The sequence below is a fragment of the Klebsiella sp. 10 genome (assembly GCF_018223925.1).
Lineage (GTDB): Bacteria > Pseudomonadota > Gammaproteobacteria > Enterobacterales > Enterobacteriaceae > Klebsiella > Klebsiella pneumoniae.
Map to the genome: position 1 here is coordinate 17782 of NZ_JAGRRB010000020.1, position 12478 is coordinate 30259.

Sequence of the window (12478 nt, forward strand, 5' to 3'; positions counted from 1 at the left end):
GTTGCATAATCAGCGTTCGCCTTTATCATTCATAGCCCGGTAAGCGTTAGCGCCTCCGGGCTCATTATTTTTTGAAGGTACTTACCGTGCTCAACAAACTTTCTCGTCTGCTGGATGAAGCGGGTATTTCGCTCACCGATCACCAGAAAAATCAGCTGGTGGCTTACGTCGGACTGCTCGATAAGTGGAACAAAGCCTATAACCTGACCTCCGTTCGCGATCCGAATGAGATGCTGGTGCGTCATATTCTCGACAGCATCATCGTGGCGCCTTATCTGCAGGGCTCGCGCTTTATCGATGTTGGTACGGGCCCGGGGTTGCCGGGGATCCCGTTGGCCATCGTATGTCCGGAGTCACATTTCACCCTGCTGGACAGCCTTGGCAAGCGCGTGCGCTTCCTGCGTCAGGTGCAGCACGAGCTGAAGCTGGATAACGTCACCCCGGTGCAGAGCCGCGTGGAAGCCTTCCCGGCCGAGCCGCCGTTTGATGGCGTGATAAGCCGCGCTTTCGCATCGCTTAATGATATGGTGAGCTGGTGCCATCATCTGCCGGCAGCGAATGGTCACTTCTATGCGCTCAAAGGGTTAGCGCAAAAAGAAGAAATGGAAAGTCTGCCGGAAGGGTATGACATTGTCGAGGTGATTGAGCTGCATGTTCCTCGGTTGGAAGGGGAGCGGCACCTGGTGGTGATTAAGCCAAAATCGAGTTAATTTTTATCAAAAAATGTGGAAAAAATGTGGCCCGCGCATGTTACAAAAATAAAGGACGTCCCCCGATATTAACGGGCTGCATTTAACCTTGTTTTTACTAAGGCTTTTCTTGCAGTTAACTTAGCGTAAGTGATTCACTGACAAAATAGTCAACTTTGAAAATATCAGGGTGCTAAAAATCGACAATGATGAACAGCATAGTGATGTTAAATTTTTATTATAAATGTCAATAAAAGGTTTTTATTGTATGTGAGGTTGTTTTAGATAATGTCCTCACTTTTTATCTTGAATATCAAAAGCATGAAAAATAGTGTTTTATGTCCTTGATTCATTAAAGGGCGCTTGAAATGTTTATTATGTGATCTGATGCACGCTTTAATTGCCGTGTTTCCTCGTTATTTGCAGTTTTGTATGACCGCTCACAGAACGCTGAAATGCACGGAAAGTTGTCCGTTGGAAAATAATTAAACATTTATTCACTATTTTGCTACTTATTGTTTGAAATCACGGGGCGTCACCGTATAATTTGTCCGCTTTTTGATGCTTGACTCTTCGTCTTAAAGGACGTTTTATACGACACGCGACATACCTCAAAGGGAGCAGGAGTAAAAACGTGATGTCAGTGTCGCTCTTGAGTCGAAACGTTGCTCGCAAGCTTCTGTTTATTCAGTTACTGGCAGTAATGGCAAGTGGACTGCTGTTCAGCCTCAAAGACCCCTTCTGGGGCATTTCCGCTGTATGCGGCGGTTTGGCAGTGGTCTTGCCAAATCTGATGTTTATAATTTTTGCCTGGCGTCATCAGGCGCATACACCAGCAAAAGGCCGTGTGGCCTGGACCTTCGCCTTCGGTGAAGCCTTCAAGGTGTTGCTGACCTTCGCCCTTCTGGCAGTGGCGCTGGCCGTTTTAAAAGTGGTATTTTTGCCACTGATCGTGACGTGGGTTTTGGTGCTGGTGGTACAAGTTCTGGCGCCAGCTGTAATTAACAACAAAGGGTAAAGGCATCATGGCTTCAGAAAATATGACGCCGCAGGATTACATAGGACACCATCTGAACAACCTTCAGTTGGACCTGCGTACATTCTCGCTGGTGGATCCGCACAACCACACAGCCACCTTCTGGACGCTCAACATTGACTCCATGTTCTTCTCGGTGGTTCTCGGTCTGCTGTTCCTTGCCATGTTCCGTAGCGTTGCTAAGAAAGCGACCAGCGGCGTACCAGGGAAATTCCAAACCTTCATCGAAATGATCATCGGCTTCGTCCATGGCAGCGTCAAAGACATGTACCATGGCAAGAGCAAGGTTATCGCGCCGCTGGCGCTGACCGTGTTCGTCTGGGTCTTCCTGATGAACCTGATGGACCTCTTGCCTATCGATTTCTTACCTTGGATCGGTGAGCACATACTCGGCCTGCCTGCACTGCGCGTGGTTCCGTCTGCCGACGTGAACATCACCCTGTCGATGGCGCTTGGCGTGTTCATCCTGATTATTTTCTACAGCATCAAAATGAAAGGCGTTGGTGGGTTCGTTAAAGAACTGACCATGCAGCCGTTCAATCACTGGGCGTTCATTCCTGTCAACTTAATCCTTGAAGGGGTAAGCCTGCTGTCCAAACCGGTCTCTCTCGGTCTGCGACTGTTCGGCAACATGTATGCCGGTGAGCTGATTTTCATTCTGATTGCTGGTCTGTTGCCGTGGTGGTCACAGTGGGTTCTGAATGTGCCTTGGGCCATTTTCCACATCCTGATTATTACGCTGCAAGCCTTCATCTTCATGGTTCTGACGATTGTCTATCTGTCGATGGCATCTGAAGAGCATTGATTTTTTACCAACACTACTACGTTTTAACTGAAACAAACTGGAGACTGTCATGGAAAACCTGAATATGGATCTGCTGTACATGGCTGCCGCTGTGATGATGGGTCTGGCGGCAATCGGTGCTGCGATCGGTATCGGCATCCTCGGAGGTAAATTCCTGGAAGGCGCAGCGCGTCAGCCGGATCTGATCCCTCTGCTGCGTACTCAGTTCTTTATCGTTATGGGTCTGGTGGATGCTATCCCGATGATCGCTGTAGGTCTGGGTCTGTACGTGATGTTCGCCGTCGCGTAGTAAGTTGTTAGAAACCTAAGCCACAGAGTTAATTAAAGAGGTATTGTGCTGTGAACATGAACGCAACAATCCTCGGCCAGGCCATCGCGTTTGTTATCTTCGTATGGTTCTGCATGAAATACGTATGGCCGCCTTTAATGGCTGCCATCGAAAAACGCCAGAAAGAGATTTCTGACGGTTTAGCTTCTGCAGAACGCGCTAAGAAAGATTTGGACCTTGCACAGGCCAACGCGACCGACCAGCTGAAAAAAGCGAAAGCGGAAGCCCAGGTAATCATTGAGCAGGCGAACAAGCGCCGCTCTCAGATTCTGGACGAAGCTAAAGCTGAAGCAGAACAGGAACGCACCAAAATCGTTGCACAAGCGCAGGCTGAAATTGATGCTGAGCGTAAACGTGCACGCGAGGAGCTGCGTAAGCAGGTCGCTATCCTGGCTGTTGCTGGCGCCGAGAAGATCATCGAACGTTCCGTGGATGAAGCTGCTAACAGCGACATCGTGGATAAACTTGTCGCTGAACTGTAAGGAGGGAGGGGCTGATGTCTGAATTTGTAACGGTAGCTCGCCCCTACGCCAAAGCAGCTTTTGACTTTGCCGTCGAACACAACAGTGTTGAACGCTGGCAGGATATGCTGGCGTTTGCCGCCGAAGTGACCAAAAACGACCAAATGGCAGAGCTTCTCTCCGGTGCTTTGGCGCCGGAAACGCTCTCAGAAGCGTTTATCGCTATCTGCGGCGAGCAACTCGACGAAAATGGCCAGAACCTGATTAAGGTGATGGCGGAAAATAATCGTCTGAAGGTGCTCCCGGACGTTCTTGAGCAATTCATTCACCTGCGCGCGGCCAGTGAGGCCATCGCAGAGGTAGAAGTAATATCTGCCAACCAACTGAGTGATGAACAGCTTGCCAGGATCGTCAGCGCGATGGAAAAACGTCTGTCACGCAAAGTTAAGCTGAATTGCAAAATCGATAAGTCTGTTATGGCAGGTATTATCATCCGTGCGGGTGATATGGTCATTGATGGCAGCGTACGCGGCCGTCTTGAGCGCCTTGCAGACGTCTTGCAGTCTTAAGGGGACTGGAGCATGCAACTGAATTCCACCGAAATCAGCGAACTGATCAAGCAGCGCATTGCTCAGTTCAATGTTGTGAGCGAAGCTCATAACGAAGGTACTATTGTTTCTGTAAGTGACGGTGTTATCCGCATCCACGGCCTTGCCGAATGTATGCAGGGCGAGATGATCTCCCTGCCGGGTAACCGTTACGCTATCGCACTGAACCTGGAGCGCGACTCCGTAGGTGCGGTGGTAATGGGTCCGTACGCTGACCTCGCCGAAGGCATGAAGGTGAAATGTACTGGCCGTATCCTGGAAGTTCCGGTAGGCCGTGGCCTGCTGGGCCGCGTGGTTAACACCCTGGGCGCGCCAATTGATGGTAAAGGTCCGCTGGAAAACGACGGTTTCTCCGCCGTTGAAGCGATCGCGCCGGGCGTAATCGAACGTCAGTCCGTCGATCAGCCGGTACAGACCGGTTACAAATCCGTTGACGCCATGATCCCAATCGGTCGTGGTCAGCGTGAACTGATCATCGGCGACCGTCAGACCGGTAAAACTGCGCTGGCTATCGATGCCATCATCAACCAGCGTGATTCCGGCATCAAGTGCGTCTATGTCGCTATCGGTCAGAAAGCGTCCACCATCTCTAACGTGGTGCGTAAACTGGAAGAGCACGGCGCGCTGGCTAACACCATCGTAGTGGTAGCGACTGCATCTGAATCTGCTGCACTGCAATACCTGGCGCCATACGCTGGTTGCGCAATGGGCGAATACTTCCGCGACCGCGGTGAAGATGCGCTGATCGTTTACGATGATCTGTCTAAACAGGCTGTTGCTTATCGCCAGATCTCCCTGCTGCTCCGTCGTCCGCCTGGACGTGAAGCGTTCCCGGGCGACGTATTCTACCTCCACTCTCGTCTGCTGGAGCGTGCTGCGCGTGTTAACGCCGAATACGTTGAAGCCTTCACCAAAGGTGAAGTGAAAGGGAAAACCGGTTCTCTGACCGCGCTGCCGATTATCGAAACGCAGGCGGGTGACGTTTCCGCATTCGTTCCGACCAACGTAATCTCTATTACCGATGGTCAGATCTTCCTGGAAACCAACCTGTTTAACGCCGGTATTCGTCCTGCGGTTAACCCGGGTATCTCCGTATCCCGTGTTGGTGGTGCAGCGCAGACCAAGATCATGAAGAAACTGTCCGGTGGTATCCGTACCGCGCTGGCGCAGTATCGTGAACTGGCGGCGTTCTCCCAGTTTGCATCCGACCTTGACGATGCAACCCGCAAACAGCTGGACCACGGTCAGAAAGTGACCGAGCTGCTGAAACAGAAACAGTATGCGCCGATGTCCGTCGCGCAGCAGTCTCTGGTTCTGTTCGCAGCAGAACGTGGTTACCTGGCTGATGTAGAACTGGCGAAAATCGGTAGCTTCGAAGCCGCTCTGCTGGCTTACGTCGACCGTGATCACGCTCCGCTGATGCAAGAGATTAACCAGTCCGGTGGCTATAACGACGAAATCGAAGGCAAGCTGAAAGGCATCCTCGATTCCTTCAAAGCAACCCAGTCCTGGTAACGTCTGGCGGTCTGTCTTAGGGCAGGCCGCAAGGCATTGAGGAGAAGCTCATGGCCGGCGCAAAAGAGATACGTAGTAAGATCGCAAGCGTCCAGAACACGCAAAAGATCACTAAAGCGATGGAGATGGTCGCCGCTTCCAAAATGCGTAAATCGCAGGAGCGCATGGCGGCCAGCCGTCCTTACGCAGATACTATGCGCAAAGTGATTGGTCACCTTGCGAACGGTAATCTGGAATATAAGCACCCTTACCTGGAAGAACGCGACGTTAAGCGCGTGGGCTACCTGGTGGTGTCGACCGACCGTGGTCTGTGCGGCGGCTTGAACATTAACCTGTTCAAGAAACTGCTGGCGGAAATGAAAGCATGGTCCGATAAAGGCGTTCAGTGCGACCTCGCAATGATCGGCTCTAAGGGCGTTTCTTTCTTTAACTCCGTGGGCGGCAACGTGGTTGCACAGGTGACCGGTATGGGGGATAACCCATCCCTGTCCGAACTGATCGGCCCGGTAAAAGTGATGTTGCAGGCCTATGATGAAGGCCGTCTGGACAAGCTGTACGTTGTCAGCAACAAATTTATTAACACCATGTCTCAGGTTCCGACGATCACTCAGCTGCTGCCGTTACCGGCATCAGAAGATGCTGATCTGAAACGTAAATCCTGGGATTACCTGTATGAGCCCGATCCGAAAGCGCTGCTGGATACCCTCCTGCGCCGCTACGTCGAATCTCAGGTTTATCAGGGCGTGGTTGAAAACCTGGCCAGCGAGCAGGCCGCCCGTATGGTGGCGATGAAAGCCGCGACCGATAATGGCGGCAGCCTGATTAAAGAGCTGCAGTTGGTATACAACAAAGCTCGTCAGGCCAGCATTACTCAGGAACTCACCGAGATCGTCTCGGGGGCCGCCGCGGTTTAACCAGGTTATTTCGTAGAGGATTTAAGATGGCTACTGGAAAGATTGTCCAGGTAATCGGCGCCGTGGTCGACGTCGAGTTCCCTCAGGATGCCGTACCACGCGTGTACGAAGCCCTTGAGGTACAGAATGGTAATGAAGTTCTGGTGCTGGAAGTTCAGCAGCAGCTGGGAGGCGGTATCGTACGTACCATCGCCATGGGTTCTTCTGATGGTCTGCGCCGCGGTCTGGATGTAAAAGACCTCGAGCACCCGATCGAAGTCCCGGTAGGTAAAGCAACGCTGGGTCGTATCATGAACGTACTGGGTCAACCGGTTGACATGAAAGGCGACATCGGCGAAGAAGAGCGTTGGGCTATCCACCGCGCGGCACCGTCCTATGAAGAGCTGTCCAGCTCTCAGGAACTGCTGGAAACCGGTATCAAAGTTATCGACCTGATGTGTCCGTTCGCCAAGGGCGGTAAAGTTGGTCTGTTCGGCGGTGCGGGTGTAGGTAAAACTGTAAACATGATGGAGCTGATCCGTAACATCGCGATCGAGCACTCCGGTTACTCTGTGTTTGCGGGCGTAGGTGAGCGTACTCGTGAGGGTAACGACTTCTACCACGAAATGACCGACTCCAACGTTATCGATAAAGTATCCCTGGTGTACGGCCAGATGAACGAGCCGCCGGGAAACCGTCTGCGCGTTGCGCTGACCGGCCTGACCATGGCTGAGAAATTCCGTGACGAAGGTCGTGACGTACTGCTGTTCGTCGATAACATCTATCGTTACACCCTGGCCGGTACTGAAGTATCCGCGCTGCTGGGTCGTATGCCTTCAGCGGTAGGTTATCAGCCGACCCTGGCGGAAGAGATGGGCGTTCTGCAGGAACGTATCACCTCCACCAAAACCGGTTCTATCACCTCCGTACAGGCGGTATACGTACCGGCGGATGACTTAACTGACCCATCCCCAGCCACTACCTTTGCTCACTTAGATGCAACCGTAGTACTGAGCCGTCAGATCGCATCCCTGGGTATCTACCCGGCCGTTGACCCGCTGGATTCCACCAGCCGTCAGCTGGATCCGCTGGTTGTTGGTCAGGAACACTACGACACCGCGCGTGGCGTTCAGTCCATCCTGCAGCGTTATCAGGAACTGAAAGACATTATCGCCATCCTCGGTATGGACGAACTGTCTGAAGAAGACAAACTGGTGGTAGCTCGCGCGCGTAAGATCCAGCGCTTCCTGTCCCAGCCGTTCTTCGTGGCAGAAGTCTTTACCGGTTCTCCGGGCAAATACGTGGCGCTGAAAGACACCATCCGTGGCTTTAAAGGCATCATGGAAGGCGAATACGATCACCTGCCAGAGCAGGCGTTCTACATGGTCGGTTCCATCGACGAAGCCGTGGAAAAAGCCAAAAAACTTTAACGCCTTAATCGGAGGGTGATATGGCAATGACTTACCACCTGGACGTCGTCAGCGCAGAGCAACAAATGTTCTCTGGTCTGGTCGAAAAAATCCAGGTAACGGGTAGCGAAGGTGAACTGGGTATTTACCCGGGCCACGCGCCGCTGCTCACCGCCATTAAGCCTGGTATGATTCGCATCGTTAAACAGCACGGTCATGAAGAGTTTATCTATCTGTCCGGCGGCATTCTTGAAGTGCAGCCTGGCAGCGTGACCGTCCTGGCGGATACCGCAATTCGCGGTCAGGACCTCGACGAAGCGCGAGCGCTGGAAGCGAAACGCAAAGCGGAAGAGCACATTAAGAGCTCTCACGGCGATGTGGATTACGCTCAGGCGTCTGCGGAACTGGCCAAAGCGATCGCTAAACTGCGCGTTATCGAGTTGACCAAAAAAGCGATGTAACACCGGCTTGAACGTAAAAAGCCAGTCTGGGTTCCAGGCTGGCTTTTTTTATTGCCCGCTGCTGACGAGCGGATGAAGTGAAAACAGCATTCACCCTTAATTGTTATTGATTAGTTAAATGAGGAGGCGTAAACTCTTTTTATGTGATGTATATCACAAAAAAGAGCGTTATAAACTGCACCTGCGTCAGGAAATCATCATGAAACTGTTCCATAAAATCATCGCTAAATTTAGCGTCCTGAGCTTCTAAGCTCCGCGCTATCTCGCCCGCTGACACGACGTATCGCCCATCAAAACGACAACACTGGCGATGTGAAACCGGGAAAAGAAGGTCACCTGATAGGTGGCCTTTCGTTTTTTATGGATAGCATCCATCACTTTACCGCCCTCCCCCGCCAGCGACTGGCGAATATTTATCCTGGTTCTTCCCGCTGTGGGTGCTGATAAACGCCTGCCGCTGCGGCTTTATTCAGGTGGCGAAAAAACAGCAAAAGCAGTGAGATAGTTAATGATTCTCCACCCCGCCCTCCTTTTTCAGCGTTAAACTGATTTGCAGTGGTTAAAAATAGCGTCATAAAATGGGGTAAAACAGTGAGCCTGGACGTTTTCTCCACGTCTCGTTTTATGATGAAAAATATGTAGAAATTTCAACGTGAAAGGCTTTTACTTTTCGTTCTAACTACCGTCAGGATGAGTATGTCAAATAGTGCGATGAGCGTGGTTATCCTTGCTGCAGGCAAAGGGACCCGCATGTATTCCGATCTTCCTAAGGTGCTGCATACCCTGGCCGGGAAGCCAATGGTGCAGCATGTCATTGATGCCGCTAACGATTTAGGCGCATATGCGGTACACCTGGTATACGGCCACGGCGGCGATCTGCTGCGTCAGACTCTGCATGAAGACAACCTGAACTGGGTGCTGCAGGCCGAGCAGCTCGGAACCGGGCACGCTATGCAGCAGGCGGCGCCATTCTTCAATGATGATGAAGACATCCTGATGCTCTATGGCGACGTGCCGCTGATCTCCGTTGAGACGCTACAGCGCCTGCGCGCCGCGAAACCACAGGGTGGGATTGGTCTGTTAACGGTGAAGCTGGATGACCCAACCGGCTATGGCCGCATTACCCGTGAAAATGGCCAGGTGACGGGCATCGTTGAGCACAAAGATGCCAGCGAGGCCCAGCGCCAGATCCAGGAAATCAACACCGGGATCCTGATCGCCGGCGGAGCGGATCTAAAGCGCTGGCTGGCGAAACTCACCAATAACAACGCTCAGGGCGAATACTACATCACCGATATCATCGCCATGGCGCACCAGGAAGGACACCAGATCGTCGCAGTGCATCCGCAGCGCCTGAGCGAAGTCGAAGGCGTCAACAACCGCCTGCAGCTTGCGCGCCTGGAGCGCGTCTACCAGGCGGAGCAGGCGGAAAAGCTGCTGCTGGCGGGCGTGATGCTGCGCGATCCGGCGCGTTTCGATCTGCGCGGTACGCTGCAGCACGGGCGCGATGTAGAGATCGATACTAACGTTATTCTGGAAGGCAACGTGGTGCTGGGCGATCGAGTGAAAATCGGCGCCGGCTGCGTGATCAAAAACAGCACCATCGGCGATGACTGCGAAATTAGCCCCTACAGCGTGGTGGAAGATGCCCAGCTGCAGGCGGCCTGCACCATCGGTCCATTTGCCCGTCTGCGCCCGGGCGCCGAACTGCTGGAAGGCGCCCACGTTGGTAACTTCGTGGAAATGAAAAAAGCGCGTCTCGGGAAAGGCTCCAAGGCGGGTCATCTGACCTATCTGGGCGATGCGGAGATTGGCGATAACGTCAATATCGGCGCGGGCACCATCACCTGCAACTACGATGGTGCGAACAAGCATAAAACGATTATTGGCGATGATGTCTTTGTCGGCTCGGATACTCAGCTGGTGGCCCCGGTCACGGTAGGCAACGGCGTCACGATCGCCGCCGGCACCACCGTCACGCGCAATATCGCCGATAATGAGCTGGTGTTGAGCCGCGTACAGCAGGTCCACAAACAGGGCTGGCAGCGTCCGGTGAAGAAGAAATAATTTGGATTATCGCCGGGGAAATTTTCCCGGCGAACCAGGATGAGAGGGTCAACATAGATCCCCGTCCGCAGGCAGTACCATAACAATAACCCCACTCTCTACAAGGCTCGGGGCGCCCGGAAAACGGGCAAATACAGGTCAGCGACAACGCATGGCATATCGCCATTATCAGGAAATTTAACTATGTGTGGAATTGTTGGCGCAGTCGCGCAGCGTGATATTGCTGAAATCCTTCTCGAAGGTTTACGTCGTCTGGAATACCGTGGCTATGACTCTGCCGGTCTGGCAGTGGTCGACAGCGAAGGTCATATGACCCGCGTGCGTCGCCTGGGTAAAGTTCAGATGCTGGCTCAGGCGGTAGAAGAGCAACCGTTACACGGTGGTACCGGGATCGCCCATACTCGTTGGGCGACGCACGGCGAACCGTCTGAGAGCAATGCGCATCCGCATGTTTCTGAACACATTGTGGTGGTCCATAACGGGATCATCGAAAACCATGAGCCGCTGCGCGCCCTGCTGCAGTCTCGCGGCTATGTCTTCGTCACCGAGACCGATACCGAAGTTATTGCCCATCTGGTGCACTGGGAGCTGGAACAAGGCGGTACCTTGCGTGAAGCCGTCCTGCGCGCTATCCCGCAGCTGCGCGGCGCTTACGGTACGGTGATCATGGATACCCGTGACCCGGGAACTCTGCTGGCGGCCCGCTCCGGTAGCCCGCTGGTGATTGGCCTGGGGATGGGTGAAAACTTTATCGCCTCCGACCAGCTGGCATTGCTGCCGGTTACCCGCCGCTTTATCTTCCTCGAAGAGGGCGATATCGCGGAAGTGACTCGCCGTTCGGTGGTGATTTTTGATAAGTCCGCTGCGCAAGTGAAGCGCCAGGAGATCGAATCCAATCTGCAGTATGACGCTGGCGATAAAGGTATCTACCGCCACTATATGCAGAAAGAGATTTTCGAGCAGCCGAACGCGATTAAGAACACCCTGACCGGGCGCATCAGCCATGGCGAAGTGGATCTCAGCGAACTGGGGCCCAACGCCAATGAAATGCTGGCTCAGGTTGAACATATTCAGATAGTTGCCTGCGGGACTTCCTATAACTCCGGGATGGTCTCCCGCTACTGGTTCGAAGCGTTAGCCGGCGTCCCGTGCGATGTGGAAATCGCCTCCGAATTCCGCTATCGCAAGTCCGCGGTGCGTCGCAATAGCCTGATGATCACCCTCTCCCAGTCCGGTGAAACTGCCGATACCCTGGCGGCGCTGCGTCTGTCGAAAGAGCTGGGCTATCTCGGCTCGCTGGCCATCTGCAACGTGCCGGGCTCGTCGCTGGTGCGCGAGTCCGATCTGGCGCTGATGACCAAAGCCGGAACGGAAATCGGCGTGGCCTCGACCAAAGCCTTTACCACTCAGCTAACCGTGCTGTTGATGCTGGTGGCGAAACTGGCGCGACTGAAAGGTCAGGATGCGTCTATCGAGCATGATATCGTGCACGGCCTTCAGGCTCTGCCGAACCGTATCGAGCAGATGCTCTCCCAGGACAAGCGTATTGAGCAGCTGGCAGAGCGCTTCTCTGATAAGCACCATGCGCTGTTCCTTGGCCGTGGCGATCAGTATCCGATCGCTATGGAAGGGGCGCTGAAGCTGAAAGAGATCTCCTACATTCACGCGGAAGCCTATGCGGCGGGCGAGCTTAAGCACGGCCCACTGGCGCTGATTGATGCGGAAATGCCGGTGATTGTGGTGGCGCCGAACAACGAACTGCTGGAAAAACTGAAATCCAACATCGAAGAGGTTCGTGCCCGCGGCGGTGAACTATACGTCTTCGCCGACGGTGAAGCCGGCTTCAACGGTAGCGATAACATGCACATCATTGAGATGCCGCATGTGGAAGAGACCATCGCCCCTATCTTCTATACGGTTCCGCTGCAGCTGTTGGCTTATCACGTCGCGCTGATCAAAGGCACTGACGTTGACCAGCCGCGTAACCTGGCGAAATCGGTAACGGTTGAGTAAAGCATCCTATCTTGCAAAGGGCTGCCGACGGCGGCCCTTTTTATTTGCACCTGCTGTTTTCCACCGATTACGTGCGTAATATTTTGGCTGGCGGTAGATGACAAACGATCGTTTTACGGTCCGATTTCGCCGTCATAAAAAGAAAATTATTTTGTCATTCCACGGTCATGATTAGAGATAACCATCTGAGTTA

At 53.3% G+C, this 12478-nt stretch carries 12 protein-coding genes; all 12 read left to right on the forward strand.

Annotated features, from left to right (window positions below; all coding sequences use genetic code 11):
- Positions 1-86 precede the first annotated feature (86 nt).
- The 12 genes from rsmG to glmS all read left to right on the forward strand — a co-directional run bounded on the left by rsmG (position 87) and on the right by glmS (position 12285).
- Positions 87-710 carry a 16S rRNA (guanine(527)-N(7))-methyltransferase RsmG gene (rsmG, locus tag KHQ26_RS22520; protein WP_004151554.1) on the forward strand — a complete coding sequence of 208 codons (624 nt, stop codon included), beginning with the start codon at positions 87-89 and terminating at the stop codon, positions 708-710.
- Between the two features lie 616 nt (positions 711-1326).
- Positions 1327-1707 (forward strand): F0F1 ATP synthase subunit I, encoded by a 381-nt coding sequence (atpI, locus tag KHQ26_RS22525; protein WP_004144991.1) that lies wholly within the window; start codon positions 1327-1329, stop codon positions 1705-1707.
- A 7-nt stretch (positions 1708-1714) separates the two neighbouring features.
- On the forward strand, positions 1715-2530 hold the full coding sequence (gene atpB, locus KHQ26_RS22530; protein WP_004173838.1) for a F0F1 ATP synthase subunit A: 816 nt from the start codon (positions 1715-1717) through the stop codon (positions 2528-2530).
- Positions 2531-2579: 49 nt separating this feature from the next.
- Positions 2580-2819 carry a F0F1 ATP synthase subunit C gene (gene atpE, locus KHQ26_RS22535; RefSeq protein WP_000429386.1) on the forward strand — a complete coding sequence of 80 codons (240 nt, stop codon included), beginning with the start codon at positions 2580-2582 and terminating at the stop codon, positions 2817-2819.
- 50 nt (positions 2820-2869) lie between these two features.
- Positions 2870-3340: a F0F1 ATP synthase subunit B gene (gene atpF, locus KHQ26_RS22540; protein WP_004107293.1), complete on the forward strand. Its 471-nt coding sequence runs from the start codon at positions 2870-2872 to the stop codon at positions 3338-3340.
- A gap of 14 nt (positions 3341-3354) precedes the next feature.
- On the forward strand, positions 3355-3888 hold the full coding sequence (gene atpH, locus KHQ26_RS22545; RefSeq protein WP_004144994.1) for a F0F1 ATP synthase subunit delta: 534 nt from the start codon (positions 3355-3357) through the stop codon (positions 3886-3888).
- A 12-nt stretch (positions 3889-3900) separates the two neighbouring features.
- Positions 3901-5442, forward strand: coding sequence for a F0F1 ATP synthase subunit alpha (gene atpA / locus KHQ26_RS22550; RefSeq protein WP_004144995.1), 1542 nt, complete (start codon positions 3901-3903; stop codon positions 5440-5442).
- A gap of 50 nt (positions 5443-5492) precedes the next feature.
- Positions 5493-6356 (forward strand): F0F1 ATP synthase subunit gamma, encoded by an 864-nt coding sequence (gene atpG, locus KHQ26_RS22555; RefSeq protein WP_004144996.1) that lies wholly within the window; start codon positions 5493-5495, stop codon positions 6354-6356.
- A gap of 26 nt (positions 6357-6382) precedes the next feature.
- Positions 6383-7765: a F0F1 ATP synthase subunit beta gene (gene atpD / locus KHQ26_RS22560; RefSeq protein ID WP_004144997.1), complete on the forward strand. Its 1383-nt coding sequence runs from the start codon at positions 6383-6385 to the stop codon at positions 7763-7765.
- Between the two features lie 20 nt (positions 7766-7785).
- Positions 7786-8205 (forward strand): F0F1 ATP synthase subunit epsilon, encoded by a 420-nt coding sequence (locus KHQ26_RS22565; protein ID WP_001251971.1) that lies wholly within the window; start codon positions 7786-7788, stop codon positions 8203-8205.
- 696 nt (positions 8206-8901) lie between these two features.
- Positions 8902-10272, forward strand: coding sequence for a bifunctional UDP-N-acetylglucosamine diphosphorylase/glucosamine-1-phosphate N-acetyltransferase GlmU (gene glmU, locus KHQ26_RS22570; protein ID WP_211777955.1), 1371 nt, complete (start codon positions 8902-8904; stop codon positions 10270-10272).
- Positions 10273-10455: 183 nt separating this feature from the next.
- Positions 10456-12285: a glutamine--fructose-6-phosphate transaminase (isomerizing) gene (glmS, locus tag KHQ26_RS22575; RefSeq protein ID WP_004150309.1), complete on the forward strand. Its 1830-nt coding sequence runs from the start codon at positions 10456-10458 to the stop codon at positions 12283-12285.
- Positions 12286-12478 lie beyond the last annotated feature (193 nt).